This window comes from Allocoprococcus similis (assembly GCF_054660775.1).
In genome coordinates this window covers 31,442-54,021 of sequence record NZ_BAAHSG010000012.1, presented here as the reverse complement: position 1 = coordinate 54,021, position 22,580 = coordinate 31,442, and the positions used below count along the sequence as shown (strand labels likewise).

General features: G+C 43.9%; 23 protein-coding genes. All 23 read right to left on the bottom strand.

Going from position 1 to position 22,580, the window contains the following annotated elements; all coding sequences use genetic code 11:
• Positions 1-116 precede the first annotated feature (116 nt).
• Complete coding sequence (locus tag ACYQ5K_RS07130) at positions 117-797, bottom strand: WecB/TagA/CpsF family glycosyltransferase (RefSeq protein ID WP_173687405.1); 681 nt, start codon at positions 795-797, stop codon at positions 117-119.
• 112 nt (positions 798-909) lie between these two features.
• Positions 910-1,122, bottom strand: coding sequence for a small, acid-soluble spore protein, alpha/beta type (locus tag ACYQ5K_RS07125; protein WP_022220993.1), 213 nt, complete (start codon positions 1,120-1,122; stop codon positions 910-912).
• A 141-nt stretch (positions 1,123-1,263) separates the two neighbouring features.
• The gene (locus ACYQ5K_RS07120) at positions 1,264-1,455 is read right to left on the bottom strand and encodes a PspC domain-containing protein (RefSeq protein ID WP_173687404.1); all 192 of its coding nucleotides are present in this window, start codon (positions 1,453-1,455) and stop codon (positions 1,264-1,266) included.
• 75 nt (positions 1,456-1,530) lie between these two features.
• A complete protein-coding gene (locus ACYQ5K_RS07115; RefSeq protein WP_173687403.1) occupies positions 1,531-2,385 on the bottom strand; it encodes a DUF4097 family beta strand repeat-containing protein in 855 nt (284 codons plus the stop codon).
• Positions 2,382-3,221, bottom strand: a complete 840-nt coding sequence (locus tag ACYQ5K_RS07110) for a DUF1700 domain-containing protein (protein WP_459777409.1) — start codon at positions 3,219-3,221, stop codon at positions 2,382-2,384. The genes ACYQ5K_RS07115 and ACYQ5K_RS07110 overlap by 4 nt, the downstream gene beginning before the upstream one ends.
• Positions 3,218-3,541 (bottom strand): PadR family transcriptional regulator, encoded by a 324-nt coding sequence (locus ACYQ5K_RS07105; RefSeq protein ID WP_008372886.1) that lies wholly within the window; start codon positions 3,539-3,541, stop codon positions 3,218-3,220. Before ACYQ5K_RS07105 ends, ACYQ5K_RS07110 begins: the two co-directional genes overlap by 4 nt.
• A gap of 557 nt (positions 3,542-4,098) precedes the next feature.
• Positions 4,099-4,371 carry a DUF1294 domain-containing protein gene (locus tag ACYQ5K_RS07100; protein WP_173687401.1) on the bottom strand — a complete coding sequence of 91 codons (273 nt, stop codon included), beginning with the start codon at positions 4,369-4,371 and terminating at the stop codon, positions 4,099-4,101.
• On the bottom strand, positions 4,364-8,008 hold the full coding sequence (addA, locus tag ACYQ5K_RS07095; RefSeq protein WP_173687400.1) for a helicase-exonuclease AddAB subunit AddA: 3,645 nt from the start codon (positions 8,006-8,008) through the stop codon (positions 4,364-4,366). Before addA ends, ACYQ5K_RS07100 begins: the two co-directional genes overlap by 8 nt.
• Positions 7,999-11,352, bottom strand: coding sequence for a helicase-exonuclease AddAB subunit AddB (gene addB / locus ACYQ5K_RS07090; RefSeq protein ID WP_173687399.1), 3,354 nt, complete (start codon positions 11,350-11,352; stop codon positions 7,999-8,001). Before addB ends, addA begins: the two co-directional genes overlap by 10 nt.
• 3 nt (positions 11,353-11,355) lie before the next feature.
• Positions 11,356-12,597 (bottom strand): GTPase HflX, encoded by a 1,242-nt coding sequence (gene hflX / locus ACYQ5K_RS07085; RefSeq protein WP_022220997.1) that lies wholly within the window; start codon positions 12,595-12,597, stop codon positions 11,356-11,358.
• Positions 12,598-12,657: 60 nt separating this feature from the next.
• Entirely contained in the window at positions 12,658-13,212 is a 555-nt protein-coding gene (locus ACYQ5K_RS07080) for a tetratricopeptide repeat protein (RefSeq protein ID WP_173687398.1), read from the bottom strand.
• 39 nt (positions 13,213-13,251) lie between these two features.
• Positions 13,252-13,611, bottom strand: a complete 360-nt coding sequence (locus tag ACYQ5K_RS07075; protein WP_173687397.1) for an ArsR/SmtB family transcription factor — start codon at positions 13,609-13,611, stop codon at positions 13,252-13,254.
• A gap of 300 nt (positions 13,612-13,911) precedes the next feature.
• The gene (locus ACYQ5K_RS07070; RefSeq protein ID WP_173687396.1) at positions 13,912-14,586 is read right to left on the bottom strand and encodes a uracil-DNA glycosylase; all 675 of its coding nucleotides are present in this window, start codon (positions 14,584-14,586) and stop codon (positions 13,912-13,914) included.
• Between the two features lie 16 nt (positions 14,587-14,602).
• Positions 14,603-15,367, bottom strand: coding sequence for an imidazole glycerol phosphate synthase subunit HisF (hisF, locus tag ACYQ5K_RS07065; RefSeq protein ID WP_117823503.1), 765 nt, complete (start codon positions 15,365-15,367; stop codon positions 14,603-14,605).
• 11 nt (positions 15,368-15,378) lie between these two features.
• The gene (hisH, locus tag ACYQ5K_RS07060; RefSeq protein WP_173687395.1) at positions 15,379-15,984 is read right to left on the bottom strand and encodes an imidazole glycerol phosphate synthase subunit HisH; all 606 of its coding nucleotides are present in this window, start codon (positions 15,982-15,984) and stop codon (positions 15,379-15,381) included.
• A gap of 142 nt (positions 15,985-16,126) precedes the next feature.
• Complete coding sequence (locus ACYQ5K_RS07055) at positions 16,127-17,587, bottom strand: HAMP domain-containing sensor histidine kinase (protein ID WP_173687394.1); 1,461 nt, start codon at positions 17,585-17,587, stop codon at positions 16,127-16,129.
• Positions 17,584-18,264, bottom strand: coding sequence for a response regulator transcription factor (locus ACYQ5K_RS07050; RefSeq protein ID WP_022220129.1), 681 nt, complete (start codon positions 18,262-18,264; stop codon positions 17,584-17,586). Before ACYQ5K_RS07050 ends, ACYQ5K_RS07055 begins: the two co-directional genes overlap by 4 nt.
• 113 nt (positions 18,265-18,377) lie before the next feature.
• Complete coding sequence (locus ACYQ5K_RS07045) at positions 18,378-18,941, bottom strand: manganese efflux pump MntP (RefSeq protein WP_195231252.1); 564 nt, start codon at positions 18,939-18,941, stop codon at positions 18,378-18,380.
• 313 nt (positions 18,942-19,254) lie between these two features.
• A complete protein-coding gene (locus tag ACYQ5K_RS07040; protein ID WP_459777408.1) occupies positions 19,255-20,937 on the bottom strand; it encodes a phospho-sugar mutase in 1,683 nt (560 codons plus the stop codon).
• A 124-nt stretch (positions 20,938-21,061) separates the two neighbouring features.
• Positions 21,062-21,241, bottom strand: coding sequence for a hypothetical protein (locus tag ACYQ5K_RS07035; protein ID WP_243259238.1), 180 nt, complete (start codon positions 21,239-21,241; stop codon positions 21,062-21,064).
• A gap of 43 nt (positions 21,242-21,284) precedes the next feature.
• Entirely contained in the window at positions 21,285-21,797 is a 513-nt protein-coding gene (locus ACYQ5K_RS07030; RefSeq protein WP_459777407.1) for a DUF3990 domain-containing protein, read from the bottom strand.
• Positions 21,794-22,012, bottom strand: a complete 219-nt coding sequence (locus tag ACYQ5K_RS07025) for a DUF3791 domain-containing protein (protein WP_173687390.1) — start codon at positions 22,010-22,012, stop codon at positions 21,794-21,796. Before ACYQ5K_RS07025 ends, ACYQ5K_RS07030 begins: the two co-directional genes overlap by 4 nt.
• Before the next feature lie 63 nt (positions 22,013-22,075).
• Entirely contained in the window at positions 22,076-22,555 is a 480-nt protein-coding gene (locus ACYQ5K_RS07020; protein WP_195231254.1) for an NADAR family protein, read from the bottom strand.
• Positions 22,556-22,580 lie beyond the last annotated feature (25 nt).

The following is a 22,580-nucleotide window of genomic DNA, read 5'->3' as shown; positions in this document are numbered from 1 at the left end:
TAAAGAGGAAATCACATTTTTTTATGCATTTCCTCAATTGAGTTTATTATAAAATTTATTCTGTCGAAAAAGATTTTTTGATTTTTTTTATTATTTTCAGTCTTTTGTCGCTTCAATTATACTTCTTTTCTTTTTTGCTCTTTTTTGATCTCCCGTTTTAAAATCCTTTTACCGATAAAATTTTTCAGGTGATCTGCCCAGTTCTCACCATTTGCAAAGGAAGCAATACTATGTCCTGTTCCAAACCACATTCTGGTATTCAGCTGCTCTTTGCACCGGTAAACAAACTGTTCCTGCCAAGGAAAATCCATGCTGGCAATCACACAGTCTACTTCTCCGCCGTTGACCAGATTGGTGATCCTGTCATCCTCACTTTCGTCTGCCGGTACTGCTTTCATACCGACAACCTGAATCCCACTGTATGCCTCATGCAGATAGCCCTGCAGTCTGTCTCCTTCTTCCTCAGATCCTGCCAGTATAAATATCTTACAGCGGTTCTTATGAAAATAATGGAATACCATCTTCAGCAGCGTCTGATCCTCCATCTCCTGGATCCGCTTTCTGTCTGTAATCTTTGCAGCTTCAAGGATCGCCAGATCTCCCGGAAGCAGAAGATCCAGCTTCTCCAGCTCTTCTTTCATACCGTCAAGCTGCGTCGCTCTCATCAGGGTATCCACCGTAACAATATCTACTGTGTTAAGTTCTTCTGTCTGCATATATTCTGCAATGAGCTTCATCGCATCTTTTGCAGTACAGTTATCAAGCTGTACGTCCAGTACGTTCATTTTTTCATTCATTTGCCTCACCCGTTCCATTTTCTCGGTTTTTGCGGTCAAGCGATTATATCAAACATACAGTGCTTTTTCAACAAACGTTGCAAAATATTCACATTTTTTAAAATTTGTAATATTATTGTAAATTCCCGGTCTCATTCTTCCTGGATTTTTTTGAAATGATTCCTCCGATCCGCCCGGTTTCTTTTGATGACAGACTCTTCCAGCCATCTTCCAGAACCTTATCGAGAAGTCCAAGCTCCTCCGCAATCTCGTATTTTACCCGCTCACTTGTTTCCAGATTGGGGATATCTTCGCGTCTGATTTTCTTTGTCTTTGTGCTTTTCATGGTTTTCAACTCCTTTTTCAGAGTGTTTCCCCAATTACGGATTTTATACATATATACCTGGTTATTATAAAAGAAGCCGGAAACATTACTTCCGACTTCTTCTCCTTCTGCCTTTTTTATCGGCAAAGCTCTCTTATTTTTTTATTCCGGATCCGGAATGATAACTGCTGCAACAAAATAGGCAACCACGGCAGTCCCACAGCTTACGCAAGCCAGCAAAACACCTCCAAGCCGGATCAATGTAGGATCGATATTAAAATATTCTCCAAGGCCTCCACATACACCGCAGATCTTGCGGTCTGTTACAGATCTGTATAATCTTTTTGGTTCCATAAAAGTTCCTCCTTTTCTGTGTTTCTTCTATTATATATGTGTTTCATCTGATACATTTTTCTGTCTATGTTAATTCTAATGGAAACGGATCTCCACGCTGCCTGCTCCGTTCGATATCTCAATCGTGCGTTTACTGCCATTATCGATTGACTTCTCTGTGCTTAAGCCGCCAAGATCTATATCTTCTCCAATTTCTACCGAACCGGCACTGCTATCCAGTTCATAATTATAATCCTCCACTTTTCCTTCCAGATTCAGTGTGACTCTTCCAGCACCACAGTCAATGTCCACTTCTTTTTCCACTGTTCCATAAAAATCCAGACTTCCGGCTCCTGTTTCTACATCTAACTCCTCTATATCTGCATTTTTTATTGTACAGCCTGATGCCCCGCTTTCAATCTTAAGGCTTTTCGCATTTAGTCCATCGATCTCTGCTGTTGCTGCACCATATTCCATGTCCATCTGATCGAACTTGTAATCTTTCGGAAGATAGATCACAAGTGTTCCCTTTACGTTTCTCACATTTTTGAAACTGCTGCGCATTTTCGTTGTTATTTCCAGAGTTTTCCCGTCATCGGACAGCGTTTTCTGCACTGCGTTTTCTGTTTTCATTCTGGAATCATCCACATGGATCTTGTCATCTGTCCCCGTCTTGATCCGCACCTCACTTGCACCAATATCAAGCTTCAGATTCTCCACACCGGAAAATACCTCTCCCGATACAACATTTTCTGTATCATCCAGCTCATCATCATCCCAATCGTCATCAAAAGAAACATAATTCTTTCTTATAATACCAATTCCATTCGGATATGCTTTTTCAAACTGTGAAAATGTAACTCCAAAGCATAGAGCAATGATACAAAATACAACGCCTACCCCCGTCAGGCTTATAATAACTGTCCAGAAAATCTTCCATCCTTTTTTCATCTGCATTCACCTCTCTTTTTCTGAAATGGTCTGCGACAAAGATTTACAAGTCCACGGAACATCATTGGGATCAGTTTGAGACATCCCCATCCGATCAATACTGTAAATAATGCCCCAAGTGCCAGCAGCAGGCAGCCGACACCAAGCATTCCGATTCCAAGAACCGGGGAATAAAACAGCTGACCAAATCCGTGAATCCCCAACAGAATCCCTACGACTGCGGTTGCAACTGCTGCCACCCAGATTGCTATTGCTGATATTGCAAGTGCGACCAGAACTCCAAATGCCGCCAAAAGAAGACCAAGTGCTGTCGGAACTACAATTGGAAGCCCAATCACAAGGATACAGATGATCAAAATGATCTTGCCGGCACTGGATTTCTTACGTGGCATTTCTGTCGTCTGACCCGCACCATATCCCTGATTTCCCGCATATGTATATCCCTGATTAGAATTGGCTGTATAAGAATACTGTCTTTCTGAAAATGGATTCCTGTCATTCTGTGACTGGCTTTCTCCATATGTCTCTGAATAGCTGTCTTTATAATAGCCATCTTTTCCTGCCGGATACTCACTGGTATCAAAACGTCTGTCCTGATATCCTCTCTCTCCGTACTCTCCATAACTTTCCGCCTCATCGGTATTGCCATTTACCCCGGCGCGAATCGTATCTGCAAGCTTTGCAGGACTTCCAAGCTCTTCGATTACCTTTTCTTCATTCTCGCTTCCGGCGTCATCAAAATAATCATTATAATACTGCATTGCTTCTTCTCTTTCTTCTTTCGAAATTCCCTGAAGCAGTACATCTAATTCCCTCATATACTCTGTACGGCTCATTCGGCTGCACCTCCCTCGAACATCTCTGTAATCTTCCTTGTGTAGTTCTTCCATTCGACTTTATACAAATTAAGCTGTGCCATTCCTTTTTCTGTAACTTTATAGTATCTGCGGTTCCTTCCGTCAAACTGCATATCGTAGACTTCCAGGCATTCATCTTTCTGAAGTCTTCTGAGTACCGGGTACATCGTTGATTCCGATACATCCAGAACTCTCCGGACATCCTGTGTGATCTTATATCCATAGGTTCCTTCCTGCTCCCGTGATACAACGGCAAGGACAATTGCATCGAGAAGAGCAGCTCCGGTGTTAAATACCATATTTATTCACATCCTTTTGTTTGTTGCTTGTTATATTGTTTTGTTAAGCATATTATACGTCATATAATATAGTGAGTCAATATAATATTGTATAAGACTTTCTGAAGATTTCCTAAAGAAATGGGTGGGGGACGGATGGGTGGGAGGAAGGGAGGTTGTGACAGCTTGCGGATAGAAATAAAGTCCACCGCTTCCCACGGGGCGAAAGCATTCCGATGAGCCTCTGAATGCGAACATTGTGTCAGCAATGGCTTCCACAATGTTTGAGTCTCATCTCCATTGCCCCTCAAGGGAAGTGGTGGACTTTATTTCTATCTGCAAGCCGCTCAAGGTTATCGAATGCCCAGCCATCCGCTTGGGCGGGCTGCCAGGGCTAATGCTGTGGCGAAATTTGAGGGATTGTGAAAGGGGGACGGGACGACTGCAAAATTTGGGGGAGGGAAGTTTGTATAAAGGGGCGCAGCGTCCCTGGGTGAGAGAGTTTCGTTTTGTATTATGTTTTGGATAAAGGGGACGCACAGCGCCTGTGAGGCGACTGTGCTGGGGGATCAAATATTTTAAATATTTGGGTAAAGAAAAAAGATGATTATCATTTGAATGATTAGAATAATAGGGATTCCTAATTTGAATTTCAGGTGGCGGGTTTTGTGGTGGTAGTGTTTCATGGCGAGGAGGGCGGCGGGGGAGCCGCCCAGAAGGGCCAGGAGGATGAGGGTGCGTTCGGGGATTCGCCATTTGTTTTGGCGGGCTTTGGTTTTATCGGCGGCGTAGGTGAAGTAGGTGATGATGTTGATCAATAGCAGGTATGCCAGGAGTATTATTTTAATCATTTTTGTAGTCCTCCAGGTGGATTTCTTTGCAAAGGGTGAAGGAGTAGATGATCTGTTCTTTTACTTTTTTCCGGGTGATCTGTTCGAGAGCTTTGGTGTAAAGGCGTAGCTGTTCCTGGTATCGGTCTTTTAATTCAGCCTCGGTCTGTACACGGTCGGTTTTGTAATCAAGTACGATAATTTCTCCGTCTTCTTCAAAGTAAGCATCAATAATTCCCTGGATCAATACCATTTCACCCTTTTTCTGATCCGGATAAAATTCTTTTGCATCTACACCGAGAACAAACGGCTGCTCACGGTAAAGTGTTTTTGCCCTGGCTGCATTTTGCATTCTTTTTCCCACATTCGTATTAAGAAACTCTATAATTTCTTTTTTTTGAATACATCTGGCTGTTTCCGCATCCAGGTAACCTTCATTTTTCAGATCTTCTATGGTTTCCCGCAGTAAATCCATCGTATATATTTTCATAAAGTCAAGAAGCTCCATTACTTTATGATATGCTGTTCCTTTTGTTGCTCCTTTTACCTCTTCTTCCTCTTTCATAAAATTCGGAACGATTGGAACAATCTCCTCTTCCGGAATCAGCATTTCTCCATCCTCTTCTTCCGAAGCTGCCGCATATTTTTTCAGTTCTGACACGGTGTACTTCATTTTCATCTGTTCTTCGCCCTGATACGGATATCTGTAGGAAAATGCTTCCTCGATTTTTGCCCGAAAACGTTCATCCGTCACAGCCATCGGATGTTCTTCTGCCTCTATTTTTTCAAGGAACACCTCTTTTTCCAGATAGTCTGCTGCTTCCTTATCCACTTCACCTTCTACAAGTGTATCAACACCAATCACTTTTAATTCGATCGGAACTTCTTCTGTTTTACGCACTGCTGCCGGAAGGATCCAGTCATAATAAGACGTTGCATGTGCAAGTTTTGTAAAGTCCAAAGTTTCTTTTTTACTGTTCTCCTGTTCCAGCAGACAGGCTTCCAGCTTGTCTGCCGCATGTGGAACTGTTCCGGTAAGGATCAGTTTTTCCTTCGCACGCGTAAGTGCTACATAAAGCACACGAAGCTCCTCACCAAGATTTTCCAGACCGATTTCATTTTGAATAACTTTCTTTAAGAGTGTCGGAGATTTTGTTCGCCGCTCCAGATCGATCGCATCGATTCCAAGTCCCAGATCCGGATGGATCACGACGCTTGCCGTGGTATCCTGAATGTTGAACCTCTTTCCCATTCCGGCCACGATCACAACCGGGAATTCCAGTCCTTTACTCTTATGGATACTCATCAGACGAACTGCATCCGTCTGCTCATCGTAAAGCCCGGCTTCTCCAAAGTCTACATTATATTTCTTGAGCTGATCAATATAACGGACAAAATGATACAGTCCCTTATAGCTGGTTGCCTCAAATGCCTTTGCCCTGGTGATCAGCATATCCAGATTCGCGCGTCTTCCTTTTCCGCCTGGCATTGCTGCGATATACTCCCGGTATCCTGTCTTTTTCACGATCTCCCACAGAAGATCATGGATTGCCGTGTACGGTATCCGCTCCCGGAAATAAAAAAGCCATCCAAATACATCGCGCACCTTTTTCAGAATGCCCGCCGGAAGATCGGTCTTTTTTTCCGGATCCGCTGTTTCCAGTACATTCTGATAAAATGGTACTTCTGCATTCAATTCTCTGATCTGTGCCAGTTCTTCATTTGTCATTTTTCCAAACGGGGATTTCAGCACTGCAACGAGTGGAATATCCTGCCGAAAATTGTCAAGTACACGCAGATAGTCCATCATCCATCCAATTTCCAGAGTTTCAAAATACCCATCTGCAGATTCAGCCAGAACCGGTATTCCCTCCTCCTGCAAAATTCGTGTAACAGTATCTGTCCACCCTGCAGGACTTCTTGTCAGGATTACAATATCCTGATAGCGTACCGGTCGCAACATTCCCGTTTCTTTATCTACAATCTGCTGACTTTCCATCAGCTCTCCGATTCTTTGTGCGATCAGACGGACTTCCAGCTCTTTTGCCGTCTGGCTTCCGCTTCGCACAGAAAGCCCGGTATCCTCTTCCTCACTTTTTGTATCCAGAAGAAGGATTTCTGTCTCATTCTTTTCGGATTCCGGGTAAGAAGCTCCCACATAAAGTGCAGCATTCTCATCGTATGTGATCCTCCCAAGCTCCTCGGTCATGATCTGTCGGAAAATGAAGTTTACCGCATCCAGCACTTCTGCCCGGCTTCGGAAATTTTTGTGCAGATCGATCCGCCTGTTTCCTCCGTCCGTCAAACTGTAGGTATTGAATTTTTCCATGAAAAGCTCCGGTCTTGACAAGCGGAAACGGTAAATGCTCTGCTTCACATCTCCTACCATGAAGAGATTATTTTCCCCTCTGCTGATCCGGGACACACTGGTCAGGATCGCCTCCTGGATCAGGTTACTGTCCTGATATTCATCGATCATTACTTCTTCAAAGGTATTCTGATACTCTTTTGCCACCTCAGAAGGCACTCTTTTTCCGTTTTCTTTTCTTGTCAGGATCTGCAGTGCAAACTGTTCCATATCCCGGAAATCGATCAGATTTTTTTCTGCCTTCTTAGCTGCAAGTGCCCTCTGGTATTCTTTTACCAGACTGACCAGCTCATGCATGACCGGAATGCAGATTTTCCGGTCTGCTTCCATCTCAGACGGCGGCTGGAAAAAATAATTGTTTCGAATGTCATCGGTAAGTTTCTTCCAGGTATCCCGATAAGCTCTTACCTGCTCTCTTTTTGTCGGATCTACTGCGTCATCTTTCTTTCTGGACAAAGTTTTCCATGCCGGCTTTTCTTTCAATGCCTCATACATTTCTTCATAGCTCTTTGCCGTAAAAAGCTTTCTCAGAACTTTCTGATCCGCTTCCAGCATTTCTCCATACATATACGGTCCGTCCGGGTCCATGCAGATCTGATCCGCTTTTTCCATCAGCATCTGCACATCCGCAACTGTTCTCCGGATATACTCCATCACCTTTTCGATATAGGTGGCATTTTCCCCACTCTCTTCGTACATCCTTGCACAGTCATCCAGCCACTCCTCCGGGTCCGGATAACTTCCGGCAAATTCATACAGTCTGCTGATGATTTCTTCCAGCTGCAGGTCCTCCCTTCCGGTTGCAAAAGTCTCCACAAAACGCAGGAAATCCTCGTTTCCTTCTTCATATTTTGCTTCCAGAAGCTCTTTCATCACGTCCTGCTTCAAAAGCTTTAATTCTCCTTCTTCCGCGATACGGAAGCCCGGGTCCAGATCGATCGTGTGAAAATACTCCCGGATCACAGACAGGCAGAAGCTGTGGATCGTTGTAATCTTTGCTGTATGGATCAAGGCAGACTGCCGCTTCAGATGTTCACTTGACGGATCCTCCTCCAGCTCCTTCTCAATCGCAGCACCGATCCTTTCTTTCATCTCAGCTGCCGCCGCCTCAGTGTAGGTCACGATCAGCATATGGTCGACATCCACCGGATTTGCATCCCTTGTCAGTCGCGCAATAATCCGCTCCACCAGAACGGCAGTTTTCCCGGAACCTGCGGCCGCTGACACCAGAATATTATGATCTCGCAGGTCGATCACCTGCTGCTGTTCTTCGGTCCATTTTACTCCCATGTCTGCTTCTCCTCTTCCAGCTTCGCCATAATTTTCTCCATTACAATTTCCTTCGGAAGCTTCTCCAGCTTCCGGTATTCATATCCTTCGATCTGCTCATCAAATCCGCAGATATCCCGGTATGGGCAATACGTACAGCCATTTTGCGTACCCATCTCATACGGCAGTGCCTCCGCCTTTCCGCGGTACATTGCCCCCTGCAGATCAGTCCGTCTTTTCTGTGCATAAGTCAGCACTGCATCAAACTCTTCCGGTAGGAGCATTTTGGATGCTTTGGAATATCCGCTTTTCGTCTTTCCGACCGGAATCACAAGCGAATTCCCCGAAAAATCCGCATCCAGTCTCTGAATCACTGCATCCTCCTGACGGATGATTCCATCCAGCCGAAGCTCCTTTAAAATTGCCTCTTCCAGTTTTTCTTCATCCAGCTCTTTCCCGACGATCGGATCCTTCATCCGATAGTAGAAAATGCCTGCCGGCACGATCTTTTTACCCGGATGCTTTCTTTCCTCCAGCCGGACTGCTTCTTCCATATACACCACCAGCTGCATCTGCAGACCATGATAAAAAGCTGCCATATCAAAACTCTTTGCCCCGGTTTTATAATCCAGGATCTTCACATAGACCTGATCTTCCGTCTCACAGGTATCGATCCTGTCAATCTTTCCGCTTCCAAAGCTTACCTCATAGCCCTCCGGTTTAAAGCTTCCCTTCCGAAGCTGCTTTGTCATCGCCCAGACCGTCCGGTTCATCATACGTTTCATACGTGGCACGATATACGCATTCCGTGCACTGCTGTAGATTACGGTATTGCTGTAATCTACGATGCTCTCGTCCACGCTTTCCGAAGCAAACTGTTCCTGCTGCTCCTTTGTAACCTCAGCCCATTCCAGACTTTCCCGTTCTACCCGGCAGGCATATTTTTCCAGTGCTTTATGAAAAATATTTCCAAAATCAAGAGCAGCAAATTCATAGACCTCTCTCTCCTTAAGGCGAAGTCCATAGGTCAGAAAATGCGCACAGGCACAGGCAGCAAATTTCTCCAGTCTTGAAATGCTCGGTACCCAGTCTCCATAAAGCTTCCGCGCGGTCTGCAAAGTCAGATCGTCCTCCGGTCTGCGGTATCTGCTGATTCTTGCCAGATCATGCACCTTTTCGCTCCAGTCCTCCTGCGCACAATACCAACGGTACAGCTCCTGCCAGCTGCCTTCCTCCATCTTTTTCGGGTTCTGTAATCCTTCGATCAATGGCCCGATCCCGGTCTGTGGAAGCATTTCTTTCGTCTCCATCCCATACTGATCCATATTAAATACAGGAAGCTTTGTATACATCCGCTTCAGATCCCCGATCAGATATGCCGCCCTCCTGCTCTTTCCATCGGCCGATACTTTACTGTAGGTCAGCATCAGTTCTTCCGTCGGCTTTGTCATGTGCAGATAAAGATAAAATTTCTGGATGTAACTTTTTTCTCTTGTTCCCGGTGCAAGCGCAATTCCTCTTTCTTCAAAACGCTCCCGGTCTCTGTCTGAAATCAGTCCACCTGCGGATGCATTTCCCGGAATCAGAGAATCATTAACTCCCAGAAGGATCAGCGCCCGGATATCTTTCAGTCTCGTTCGCTCAATATCTCCTGCCATCACTTCATCCAGACTTGGCGGAATCACACCGATCCTTGCCTCTTCCATTCCGGCGTCCAGAAGCTCCCTGTACTCTTTGAGGGCAATCCGCTCATCTCCAAGAAGACTTACAAACTTGTCAAACAGCTCCATCACCACACGATAGATCTGTGCATATTCTTTTGCAAGTGCAAGCTCACCTGCTTCTGTAAATTGATTCTCCAATACTTTTACCTGCTTCTGGATTTCTTCTTTTTCCAGAAATTCACAGATTGCAAGCGTCACATCCCGCACTGTCTTCTGACGCTGCTTTAAGACAAACACCAGATCTTCTGTTTTTTCCACAAAGCGTACCCGGAGATGATTCAGTACCTCCAAATCTTCCTCTGTCGTATCCTTCGCTCTGCGGATCCATTTTTCCTGCCATTTTTTGTAGCCACGGATGCCAAGAGCAAGTACATAATTTTCCAGAAGATCCAGTTCCTCACCGGTAAATCCGGTCAGATCCGTTCTTAAGAAACGAAACACACTTTCTGCCGAAAAATTCTGTTCTGTCATCGCAAGAAGACTCCGGATATACTCCACAAAAGAATTTAAAAGTACATTCCGCTTATAATCCATGAAAACCGGAATCTCATACTCCCGGAAGGTCTTCTCGATCTCATCCGCATAGAGATTCATGTCACTTGCGATCACCGCGATCTCCCGGTAACGATATTCTTTCTTACGAATTAAAAAACGTATCCTCTGGGCAGCACATTCTACTTCCATCCTGGGATTTGTCGCTGCATAAATCCGCACATTTGACTGCTTTTCCCTGTAAGTCCTGCCACTGTAACGGAACAGTTCCTTCTCCAGAAATGCAAGTGCCGGTGCATTTCTAAAACGCCAGACCGGTTCCTGGTACAGACAGACCGGCTCTTCGACCAGCACCTTTTTCTCCCCTGCAATCCTCACAAGAGACGTCACCATCTGCTTGCTCAGCGCAAACAGCTGATACTTGTCTTTCAGCACGTAAGGATCTTCCCTCTTATCCATCGTAACAGTAATCATCACCTTCTGACAATGCTGCAGCATTTCCCCCAGCACCTTATTCTGAAGCGGCGTAAACCCGGTAAATCCATCCAGTGCGATCACACTGTCTTTCAGCATTCTCGATTTGTCCATCACACTGCTGAGAATATCCAGAATTTCTTCTTTTGTAATATATTTATCTGCAAGATATTCTTCAAATGCCTGATACATCACCTGGATATCCTTCAATTTCCAGGCAAGATACGAAGACTCATCTGCCTCCGTGATCATATCATCCATGCCATCCGGGGAAATATTGTACTGCGTCAGCTCGGAAATAACGGATTTCACCTCACTGATGTAACCTGGCTTTTTAATATTTCCTTTTAAAACCTTTAGCGAATCTTCTTTTTTCCCCGCGAGTCGCCTGAGGATCAGATTCTTTCCTTCATCATCCAGAATCTCCCTGCTTCCATTCCCTGTTTCTTCCAGAACACGAAAAGCAAGACGTGCAAAGCTCAGCACGTCTATGTTCATAATTCCATGTCTCGGATGCCGCAGGACCAGTTCCTTCTGCGTCTGCATCGTGAACTGTTCCGGCACCAGAATAATATAATTAGTATCAGGATGTTTCATCGATTCCCGAATGATATGTTCATATAGATAATGTGACTTGCCCGAACCGGGATTTCCAAAAATAAACTGTAAAGCCATCTGTTATACCCTCCCGTCAAGCTCTTTCGGCACGTATGCAGATACATGGATTCCATCTTCTTTGTATTCTTCCTCCAGCAGTTCTCCATACTTCCGGATGAGCTGGATTTTCCCGGATTCCTGATAAGAATAAACTCGTTCGATATAAATTTTCTGCTCCCGCAGGATCTCTTCTATTGCCTGAAGAAGTGCTTCCAGACCTTCTCCGGTCTTTGCAGACACCTGTACGATCCGGTCTGCCTTAAAGTCCCGTACCGTCAGGCTCTCCCCGATCCTGTCCATCTTGTTAAATGCCGTGACCACCGGTTTGTCCATTGCCTCCAGACGCTGCAGTGTCTCATACACCACATACATCTGCTCGTCCATCTGTGGATTGGATGCATCGACTACATGCAGGATCAGATCCGCATACTTCGCTTCTTCCAGCGTACTTTTAAATGCATCGATCAGATGATGAGGCAGCTTCCGAATAAAGCCTACCGTATCTGTCAGAAGAATCTCCTGTCCACTTGGCAGCTTCCGGCTTCTTGTCGTCGGATCAAGAGTTGCAAAAAGCTGATCCTCCTGCAGCACACCGGCTCCGGTCAGTGTGTTGAGAAGCGTGGACTTTCCGGCATTGGTATAACCGACAATTGCCACGACAGGAATCCGGTTCTTCGTCCGCTGTTCGCGTGTCAGTTCCCGGTGTCTCTTCACCTCCCTGAGTTCACGGTTCAGCTGTGCGATCCGGTTCTTGATGAGTCTCCGGTCCATCTCCAGCTTCTTTTCTCCCGGTCCTCTGGTTCCGATTCCGCCTCCCAGACGTGACATCGCCCTTCCTGCCCCGGTAAGCTGTGACTGCCGGTACTTAAGCTGTGCCAGTTCTACCTGGATCTTTCCTTCACTTGTAGAAGCCCGTCCTGCAAAAATATCCAGAATGACCATCGTCCGGTCCATTACCTTCACATCCAGAATATCCGTCAGATTGTTCATCTGTGCCGGAGACAGCTCATCATCACAGACGATCCCGGTTGCGTCAAGCTCCCACAAAAGTTCCCGGATCTCCTCAATCTTGCCTTTTCCGACATAAGTTCCCGGATGGACAAGCTCTCTTTTCTGGATCACCCGTCCGACCGCTTCCGCACCTGCTGTCTTCACCAGATCCTTTAACTCATCCAGAGAATCTTCCGTGTCATCATTCTCCCTCGTACTGACACCGACCAGAATTACCCTTTCCTTTTCTTCTTTTATTTCATAAAGTGCCATATTATTCTCCCCTGCCAGATTTCTTTCCATCCCGCATCAGCTCTGCTCATCCGATCCGCTCTACTGCTGATTTCCTTCCGAAATCTGTGTATTTAAAAATTCCTGCTCTTTCAGCGCTTTTTTGTCATCCGGATTTGCTTTCAGATAACTTTCCAGCTTCTTTTTTGCAGTCTGGTAATCCCCTGCTTTTTCATAGGCAACTACCAGATTATATGCCATTTCTTTTAGCAGCTCTTTTCCTGCGCCAGAAAGCTCCTGCCCATTTTCAAAATAATAAACTGCTTTTTCCGGTTTATCCAGTTCCAGATCGCAGATTCCCAGAATATTATAAAGAGTTGCCGTCTCTTCCGTTCCATTCTTCAGTGCTTTTTCCAGTGCCTTCTCTGCCTTTTCATACTTTTTCTGTTCCCAGTAGCAGAGTCCGAGTCCGCGATAAGCCTCTCCCAGATTCTTCTTTTTGTCTACCGCATCCTGGAATTCCACCTCTGCATTTTTATAGTCTTTTTCTTCCAGATACTTCGTTCCTTTTTTTACGGAACCGGCGCATCCCGTTACTGTCATACAAAGTGCCACAAGGATCCCTATGATTACCTTTTTCTTTCTTCCTGCTGTCACTGTTATCGTTTCCTTCCTTCTATATTGATATATCGTCTGTTATTCCAGAATATGTTCCATTCCCTGGTTCATGATGGTCTGGATATGATCATCAGCAAGGGAATAGAACACCGTTTTTCCTTCCCGCCTGTTCTTCACAAGCTTCATCTGCTTGAGCAACCGGAGCTGATGGGAAATCGCGGACTGCGTCATTCCAAGAACTTCCGCCAGATCACAAACACACATCTCAGACTGAAAAAGAACACATAAGATCCGGATCCGTGTAGTATCCGCAAATACCTTAAAAAAATCAGCAAGGTCCTTCAAAACTTCTTCATCCGGTATATGCCCCTCTGCCTTATGTACAAGTTCTTCGTGTATACAAAATGTATCACAACATTCTACTTCTGTCTTTTTCATAGTTACCCCTTTCATATGAACAAGTATTCATATATCTATTATGCCAAATGATCTCTTTACGGTCAACTGTTTCCATTGATTCCGGCATGCAAAGTAAAAACAGACGTTACTGTTCACAGTACCTGTGACCAGCAACGCATCTCGCCATTTTAAATCGCCTTTGGCGATGGGCGAGATGCCATTCAGGATAAAAGTGCATCCTCCGTGCCAATCAGCGTAGTGATTGACACGGGAGTGAACAGAAACAAACAGACTGCAAATAAATCTTCACAGTCTGCCCGAAATCTCTATTTTTATTCTTTACAGTTCATCAATCTGCCAGTCAATCGGCTCTACACCATGCGCCTCAAGGAATTTATTGGTCTGGCTGAACGGTTTGCTTCCGAAAAATCCACGATACGCAGAAAGCGGACTCGGATGCGGTGCTTCCAGGATCAGATGGTTCGGATTGGTCAGCATTCTCTTTTTCATCTGTGCCGGTCTTCCCCACAGGATAAATACGATTGGTCTGTCCTGAGTATTAAGTACACGGATTGCTGCATCTGTAAATTCTTCCCAGCCAATTCCACGATGTGAATTAGCCTGATGCGCTCTTACCGTAAGAACCGTGTTGAGAAGAAGTACTCCCTGCTTCGCCCATTTCACCAGATTGCCATGGCTTGGGATCGTACATCCCAGATCATCATGCAGTTCCTGATAAATATTCACCAGTGACGGTGGAATATCAACCCCTGGTTTTACAGAAAAGCTTAAGCCCTCTGCCTGTCCATCTCCATGATATGGATCCTGACCGAGGATCACAACCTTGACATCCTTAAGCGGTGTCAGATGAAATGCATTGAAAATGTCATCTGCCGGAGGATATACCCGGTGTGTCCGGTATTCCTGATTCACTGTCTCAAACAGTTTCTTATAGTATGGCTTGGAAAATTCACCTTTCAGTACATCCAGCCAGTCATTGTTAATTGCTGCCATATTCCCCACCTTTTCTCTACAGACGTACCGATACGCCTTTTTCTCTCAAATATTCTTTTACTTCTCTGATCTCCAGCTCTTTATAGTGGAACAGGGATGCCGCAAGCGCCGCGTCTGCCTTTCCCTCTTCACCAAGTGCTTCGTAGAAATGCTCCAGATTACCTGCTCCTCCAGATGCGATCACTGGAATTGATACATTTTCCGCGATCGTCCTTGTCAGCTCCAGATCGTATCCGGCCTTCGTGCCGTCACAGTCCATACTGGTCAAAAGAATCTCTCCTGCACCAAGCGCTTCTACTTTCTTCGCCCACTCGACCGCATCAATCCCCATATCAATGCGTCCGCCATTTTTATAAATATTCCAACCGCTGCCGTCTGCCCTTCTTTTCGCATCAATCGCGACAACCACGCACTGGCTTCCAAACTTCTCTGCTGCTTCCCGGATCAGTTCCGGTCGGTTGATCGCAGAAGAATTGATGGAAATCTTGTCCGCACCTTCCCGGAGCAATGCCTTAAAATCGTCAACGGTCCGGATTCCACCACCTACCGTAAATGGAATAAACACACACTCCGCAACTTTACGCACCATGTCAACCACCGTGCTTCTGTCGTCCGAAGATGCCGTGATATCCAGAAATACCAGTTCATCCGCACCTGCCTTATCATAAGCCTTCGCAATCTCAACCGGATCTCCTGCATCTTTGAGATCCACAAAATTCACACCTTTTACAACCCGTCCGTTCTTCACATCAAGGCATGGGATAATTCTCTTTGTAAACACTGCCTGCCCTCCTACAATTCTACAAAATTTTTCAGTATCTGAAGTCCTGTATCACTGCTCTTTTCCGGATGGAACTGGCAGGCAAATACATTCCCCTGTTCAACCGAAGCATGAATATGTGTGCTGTACTCGGTTGTCGCTTTTACAATACTTTCATCTGCTGCTTTTAAATAGTAGGAATGAACAAAATATACATACGGCTCTTCCGGAAGATTCTCAAACAGCCGACCATTGTTCTGGAGTTTCAGTGAATTCCATCCCATATGCGGGATCTTAAGGCCCGGACAGTCCGGAATTCTAAGGATCTCTCCTTTTAGAATACCAAGGCCTTCCACACCTGGCGTCTCGTCACTTCTTTCAAACAAAAGCTGAAGCCCAAGACAGATTCCAAGAAGCGGGATCTGTCTCTTTGCTACTTCACGAAGCACTTCATCCAGTCTATATTTTTTCAGATTATACATGGCATCGCCAAATGCGCCGACTCCCGGAAGGATCACTTTATCGGCAGAAAGTATTTCTTCTCTGTCCCTTGTGATAACCGCATCCTCACCGAGATATTTTAACGCTTTTTCTACACTTTTAATGTTTCCTGCATCATAATCAATAATCGCTATCATCCGCATACCCTCACGATTTTATATTCTTTTAGTTATTCAAAAGAGCTTTTGCCGCTCATTGCACAATCTTCTTCCCTGTGTCAGTCAGCAATCAGCTCTTTTATAATGTACCACGTTACAGTGTGAATTGCAAGATTCGCGTTTATTTCATGTCCAGTTCAAACCAGAACTCAACCCCATTGGTATGATTGATCGCACCGTATCCTTTTCCAAAGGAGTCCATGATCGCTTTCACAATGGAAAGCCCGATACCATTTCCACCGTATTCTCTGGTTCTTGCCTTATCGACCTTATAGAATTTCTCCCAGATATGTGGCAGATCTTCCTCCGGAATCGGCGTTCCGGTATTGAATACGGTAATTTTTGCCACATCATTTTCCTGGGTGATCTTGATCTCGATCACCTTCTCACCATCAACATGGTTCAGGGCATTATTGACATAGTTCCGGACAACCTGCTCAACCTTAAACTCATCTGCCCAGACATAAATCGGGTTCTTGTGTCGGAAAATCACCTGCGCTTCCTTCTGCTCGATCAGAATATCCAGACTCTGCAGGACACCCGAAATCAATGAAGTAATATCAAACCGTTCAAACTGTACATCATCCTCGCCAAATTCCAGCTGGTTCAGGGCAAGCAGATTCTTCACCATACGGTTCATCTTGCCTGCCTCGTCCATAATGACTTCACAGTAGAATTCCCGGCTCTCCGGATCATCATTGACGCCTTCTTTCAGACCTTCTGCATATCCCTGGATCAGGGCAATCGGCGTCTTCAGTTCATGGGAAACATTCCCCAGGAATTCGCTTCGCATATTTTCTCGTTTTTCTTTCTGCTCGATGTCTTTCTGCAATTTATAGTTGGCTTCTTTCAGATTGGAAATCGTCTGCTCAAGCCTCTCTGACATCCGATTAAAGTTCTCTCCCAGTACACCGATTTCGTTGCTTCCGCCACTGGTATATTTTGCATCAAAATCCAGATCGGCCATCTTCTGTGAAAGTGTTGCAAGCTCCTTGATCGGCTCCGTGATCCTTTTTGAGAAATACCACGCAAGCAATACACTCACAAGAATCACACATCCGCCGACGACTCCGATAAATCTGTTAAAAATCGTGACTGCCGAACGAATACTCTCCAGTGGGCTTCGCATGATAAAAATATCACCATTGTCAAAGTTTCCCCACATAGTCAGATACTCTGTATTGTTTTGCGGATCAACAGACTTGCAGATATCATAACTGTCTGTTTTTTCCAGAACCTCCTGATGATTCTTATCGTACAGATATCCGAAAAGCTGTACGACCATCATCTGTTTTTCTCTTACATTAGTATAAACCACATTGTATTCTGAATCGATGACTGCAATGGAAATATTATTTTTCTCTGTAAGTCTTCCCAGGTCTTTTTCCGGTGTCTCAGAACTGATTGTCCCGTTCTCCACACCTTCCTGCACCATTGTATAAACCTTTATAAATTCTGATTTCTTATTGGAAATATAATATTTCTCCAGAAAGCTTCCGTTGACGATCATAAATACAACGATCATAAACAGAATCAAACCTACAAAAACGGTCAGCATCTGTCTTTTTATTGAATGTTTCATGACTGTACCTCGAATTTATACCCCATCCCCCAGATAGTCTTGATATAATCTCCTTTATCACCAAGTTTACTTCTCAGCTTCTTTACATGGGTATCAATGGTTCTGGCATCCCCGAAATAATCGTAATTCCATACATTGTTAAGAATCTTCTCTCTCGATAAAGCGATCCCCTGATTCTCCACAAAATAAGTCAGAAGTTCAAACTCTTTGTAACTGAGTTCGATCGGCTTTCCATCGATCTTCACCATATGTGCTGCTTTATCAATCTCGATTCCGTCCGCATGAAGCAGATCATCTGAAGCAAGCGCATTGGTTCTGCGCAAAATCGCAGTAACTCTTGCAACCAGGATCTTCGGGCTGAACGGTTTGGAAATGTACTCATCCACACCGAGTTCAAATCCCTGAAGCTCGTCCCTCTCTTCACTTCTTGCGGTCAGCATAATGATCGGAACCTTGGATTCTTTACGGATCTCACGGCAGGTCTGCCAGCCATCCATATGCGGCATCATGACATCCAGGATGATCAGCGCAATATCTTTTTCCTCATAAAAAATGTCCATTGCTTCCATACCGTCTCCTGCTTCGAGTACAGCATATCCTTCTCTTTCCAGGAAATCGCGCACCAGTTTGCGCATACGGCTTTCATCATCTACTACAAGAATTTTCAGTTTATCCATAACTCTCACGGGCTCCTTTTTATCACTTTATTTCTAATTATACACCAGAATAGCAGATAATTGTGTTCTTTATGTGAAAGAGGAACAGCAGGATCATAGTTTCGTATTTATTTTTATCCTAAAAAGCCAAGATGCTCTAACAAAATCTTCAGACCAAGAAGAATAAGGATGACCCCACCGACGATTTCGGCTTTGTTCTTATAGCGGGCTCCAAAGACGTTACCAATCTTTACTCCGGCAAAGGAAATGATGAAGGTCACGCTTCCGATAAAACAGACCGCCGGAATGATATTTACCTTAAGAAATGCAAAGGTAATTCCTATAGCGAGTGCATCAATACTGGTTGCTACTGCGAGAAGGAACATGGTCTTCACATCCAGACTTGCATCAGCTTCCTCTTCGTCATCACCCAATGCTTCACGAATCATATTTCCACCAATCAGCGCAAGTAATACAAATGCGATCCAGTGGTCTATAGAAGCAATGGCTTCCTGGAACTGCGCTCCTAAAATATAACCAATTGCCGGCATCAATGCCTGAAATCCGCCAAACCATAAGCCAACAATAACCGCCTTTTTGAAAGTGCACTTCGGCATAGCAAGTCCTTTACAGACAGAAACTGCAAATGCATCCATGGACAGCCCTACTGCAATCAAAAACAATTCAATTAAACCCATAATTTTTCTCCTTTTTAAAGCTAATCATCTTATCCAATGTGAAAATAATTGTCTGCGGCAGTGCTTTGCCTGCACTTGGCTCATCGTATACACAAAAAAAGACTTATTCGCAGCATAAAAATACTACGAATAAGTCTCATTATTTAAAGCTATGCCAGACAGCCATTGCTGTCAGTATGTTGACAAAGCTACGTCATCGCGCCAACTACTCCCTTATCGATAAAAATTATTATATCGGGCAGGTTCTTTTCTGTCAAGTCTGATTCTCTACAAATTCAGATCAGACTCATTCTCCAAAATCAGCTTTTGACCGCTATGCCATGATCGGCTTTAATGCTTCTGCGAATTTGTCTTTCTTTGCCTGTGCTTCTTCCAGATCTTTTCCAAGTGTTGTGTAATAGATCTTAATCTTCGGCTCTGTTCCTGAAGGACGAACAATAACAGTCTCGCCATCTTCCAGTTTGTAGATCAGTACATTAGCAGAAGGAAGTCCGGTTTCTTCCGGTTTGGTGTAATCTGTAACAGATGCAACTTTGATTCCGGCTACTTCTGTGAGTGGATTCTTACGAAGATTTTCCATGATGCCTGCCATCTTGTCCATTCCGCTAAGTCCCGGGAATTCAAAACTGTCTACTTTGTTCAGATAACGTCCGTACTGCGCGTAGATTTCTTCCAGTCTCTGCTTCAGTGAGCTTCCAATGCTTCTGTAGTAAGCTGCCATTTCACAGATCAGCATAGATCCGATAACAGCATCTTTGTCACGTACATATGGTCCTGCAAGGTATCCGTAGCTCTCTTCAAATCCGAAGATGAAACGGTCTACTTCTCCGGATTCTTCAAGCTGTGCGATCTGGTCACCGATCCACTTGAATCCGGTAAGTACGCTTCTGAGTTCTACACCGTAATGCTCTGCTACTGCATCCGCAAGCGGGGTAGATACGATAGATTTTACTGCAACTGCTTTTTCAGGCATGGTTCCTTTTTCAATACGTCCTGCGCAGATGTAATCGAGAAGCAGAACACCTACTTCGTTACCGCTTACCAGTTCATAAGAACCATCCGGGCACTTCATTGCGATACCTACACGGTCTGCATCCGGGTCTGTTGCAAGCATCAGATCTGCGTCTGTCTCTTTTGCAAGGTTAAGTCCAAGCTCCAGAGCTGCAAAGATTTCCGGGTTCGGATAGCTGCAGGTTGTGAAGTATCCATTCGGATATTCCTGTTCCGGAACGATTGTGATATCTGTGATTCCGATGTCTTTTAATACCTGTGTTACCGGAACAAGTCCTGAACCATTGAGTGGGCTGTATACCAGCTTCAGTCCTGCTGTCTTGCAAAGTCCCGGTCTTACCTGACGGGATTCGATTGCTTCATAAAGTGCCTTCTTGCAGTCATCTCCTACAAAGCGGATCAGTCCTTTTTCTACACCTTCTGCGAAGGATATGTATTTTGCACCTGTGAGGACATCTGTCTTCTGGATCTCAGCATATACGATTGCTGCTGCATCATCTGTCATCTGGCATCCGTCCGGTCCATATGCTTTGTAACCATTGTATTTTGCCGGGTTGTGGGATGCAGTTACCATAACACCTGCATTGCAGTTATAATAACGTGTTGCAAATGAAAGTGCCGGTACCGGCATCAGCGCGTCATAGATTCTGACATTGATTCCGTTTGCTGCCAGAACACCTGCTGCTGTCTTTGCAAATACATCACTCTTCAGACGGCTGTCGTAGCTGATCGCTACAGTCTGTGTGCCACCCTGTGTCTTAACCCAGTTCGCCAGTCCCTGTGTTGCCTGACGTACTACATAAATATTCATACGATTCGTTCCTGCTCCGAGAACTCCACGAAGTCCGGCTGTTCCAAACTTCAGAGCTACAGCGAAACGATCTTTTATCTCTTCGTCATTTCCTTCAATTCTCGCTAATTCCGGACTCAGATCGGCATCTTCCAGATCTGCTTCCAGCCAACGTTTGTACTCTTCCTGATACATCTTGACCACTCCCTACTATAATTTGTTCTTATTTTTGTACATTTTGACAAAAATATACTTTAAATATACCATATCTTTGACTAACCCGCAATGATTTGGGCGAGAAAAGTCCGTTAAAACATAGTTAAATTTCAGCTTGAACAATATGTCCAAAATTCATTTCATCTTTAAATAAATCGTACACATAGTCCGGGCTTTCCAAATACAATCCCGTTTCTTTATCTGTAAGTTTTTCGAAGACCTCTGAATTGTAAAATTTATTCATCGCTTCATCATATTCTATTTTTTGATCGGTACTAATCATATCAACAATATCCTGTATCAAATATTCCATTAACAGATCCTTTTTACACATCTTTACTCATCACCTTTCGCAAAAGTTTCACACTTTTTTCTGTATGAAAAGAATATTGTGAAGAAGTTTCTTTATAAATCATTCCTTTTACCAATGTCTCAAAATCTATAATTTCATTCTCATATTGCCGGAACATTAAAGCCATATTATCATCTGCAACAGGTCCTATAACAATATCGTATTTATTGTCTTTATTACACAAAACATTTTTGATATCAGTAAATACTCTGCTCCTATTATTCATTACAAATCTTGCCCATTCTTCTGTTGTTTGTATCCCGAAATCTTTAATTTTAAGATCTTTGAAATCTTTGAAATCATCATCTATTTCATATATATTTACAATCGGCTTTTCCCCATAAATTCTTGCTACTCTTATTGCCATTTTTTCAGCCTGTTTTTCAATATCTGTCAGATAAAATCCCTGTCCAAAATCCTTGTATGGTCTGCACATTGCCAGATTTATATTATCAATCGCTATATTGCTCCCATGATACAATCTCATAATGTACCTCCATTTTTTTTGCATAAAATTCCCAAATCTTCTAATATTGTTTCAAAGTCCAGCGTATGTTCCACATCATAATTTTCTTTGATAAAAGCAATTCCTTTAAACTTGAAAAGATACTGAAATGCCTCTTTGCTACTTATCTGATATTTATGGGCAAATTCATTTACACATGCAATAGTAAAACCAATTTTTCTTTTCTGTTCACTCATCAAAACCACTCCCTTTCGGCATTAAATTTTGTGACACTCTTAATGTTTTACATTTCATCACACTTACCGATGAAATTGTTCTCTCACCATCATCAAAGCATATCCAAGTAAATTCTGACCTCTCCACTTATCCAGATCAAATCTGTTTTCATCTTTCATGGATAGACCAATTCCCCATATCTGATCTTTTACCGCACATTCTGCAAGTACCGCATCTTCTGTAGCACTCAGTTTCTCTTTCAATTCTTCATTTTGAGAAAATTTTGCCTTAAGTCCTTCGTAAACAATAATCTGTCTTACTCCATTCCAAACATTTTCATTGTATCCACGAACTTCCCGTCCTAATTTTTTAATTTTTGCCACATCATCTGTACCCAATATTTTATATGCTGTCTCGACATCCTGAAAACAAAGTGCTTTCCGATACATCATGAATTGTTCCATTGATGAAAATTTAATTCCATCCACTTCAAACTCTGATAAATACCAATTTCCTAAATATCCATTTTCTTCATCTGGATTATGAAAACAAATAATCTCCATCACTGTTCACCCAACCTTTCACTAC

Excerpts from the sequence above, each read along its gene's own strand:
- ACYQ5K_RS07035 (WP_243259238.1), bottom strand. The coding sequence starts at position 21,241 with ATGATTAGTACCGATCAAAAAATAGAATATGATGAAGCGATGAATAAA.
- ACYQ5K_RS07115 (WP_173687403.1), bottom strand. The coding sequence starts at position 2,385 with ATGAAAAAAGGATGGAAGATTTTCTGGACAGTTATTATAAGCCTGACG.
- ACYQ5K_RS07130 (WP_173687405.1), bottom strand. The coding sequence starts at position 797 with ATGAATGAAAAAATGAACGTACTGGACGTACAGCTTGATAACTGTACT.
- ACYQ5K_RS07025 (WP_173687390.1), bottom strand. The coding sequence starts at position 22,012 with ATGAGTGAACAGAAAAGAAAAATTGGTTTTACTATTGCATGTGTAAAT.
- ACYQ5K_RS07120 (WP_173687404.1), bottom strand. The coding sequence starts at position 1,455 with ATGGAACCAAAAAGATTATACAGATCTGTAACAGACCGCAAGATCTGC.
- addB (WP_173687399.1), bottom strand. The coding sequence starts at position 11,352 with ATGGCTTTACAGTTTATTTTTGGAAATCCCGGTTCGGGCAAGTCACAT.
- ACYQ5K_RS07020 (WP_195231254.1), bottom strand. The coding sequence starts at position 22,555 with ATGGAGATTATTTGTTTTCATAATCCAGATGAAGAAAATGGATATTTA.
- addA (WP_173687400.1), bottom strand. The coding sequence starts at position 8,008 with ATGGGAGTAAAATGGACCGAAGAACAGCAGCAGGTGATCGACCTGCGA.
- hflX (WP_022220997.1), bottom strand. The coding sequence starts at position 12,597 with ATGGCACTTTATGAAATAAAAGAAGAAAAGGAAAGGGTAATTCTGGTC.
- ACYQ5K_RS07030 (WP_459777407.1), bottom strand. The coding sequence starts at position 21,797 with ATGAGATTGTATCATGGGAGCAATATAGCGATTGATAATATAAATCTG.
- ACYQ5K_RS07075 (WP_173687397.1), bottom strand. The coding sequence starts at position 13,611 with ATGAAAAAGACAGAAGTAGAATGTTGTGATACATTTTGTATACACGAA.
- ACYQ5K_RS07045 (WP_195231252.1), bottom strand. The coding sequence starts at position 18,941 with ATGGGTTTAATTGAATTGTTTTTGATTGCAGTAGGGCTGTCCATGGAT.
- hisH (WP_173687395.1), bottom strand. The coding sequence starts at position 15,984 with ATGATAGCGATTATTGATTATGATGCAGGAAACATTAAAAGTGTAGAA.
- ACYQ5K_RS07070 (WP_173687396.1), bottom strand. The coding sequence starts at position 14,586 with ATGGCAGCAATTAACAATGACTGGCTGGATGTACTGAAAGGTGAATTT.
- ACYQ5K_RS07055 (WP_173687394.1), bottom strand. The coding sequence starts at position 17,587 with ATGAAACATTCAATAAAAAGACAGATGCTGACCGTTTTTGTAGGTTTG.
- ACYQ5K_RS07050 (WP_022220129.1), bottom strand. The coding sequence starts at position 18,264 with ATGGATAAACTGAAAATTCTTGTAGTAGATGATGAAAGCCGTATGCGC.
- ACYQ5K_RS07105 (WP_008372886.1), bottom strand. The coding sequence starts at position 3,541 with ATGGTATTTAACACCGGAGCTGCTCTTCTCGATGCAATTGTCCTTGCC.
- ACYQ5K_RS07110 (WP_459777409.1), bottom strand. The coding sequence starts at position 3,221 with ATGAGCCGTACAGAGTATATGAGGGAATTAGATGTACTGCTTCAGGGA.
- ACYQ5K_RS07125 (WP_022220993.1), bottom strand. The coding sequence starts at position 1,122 with ATGAAAAGCACAAAGACAAAGAAAATCAGACGCGAAGATATCCCCAAT.
- ACYQ5K_RS07100 (WP_173687401.1), bottom strand. The coding sequence starts at position 4,371 with ATGATTAAAATAATACTCCTGGCATACCTGCTATTGATCAACATCATC.
- ACYQ5K_RS07040 (WP_459777408.1), bottom strand. The coding sequence starts at position 20,937 with ATGTATCAGGAAGAGTACAAACGTTGGCTGGAAGCAGATCTGGAAGAT.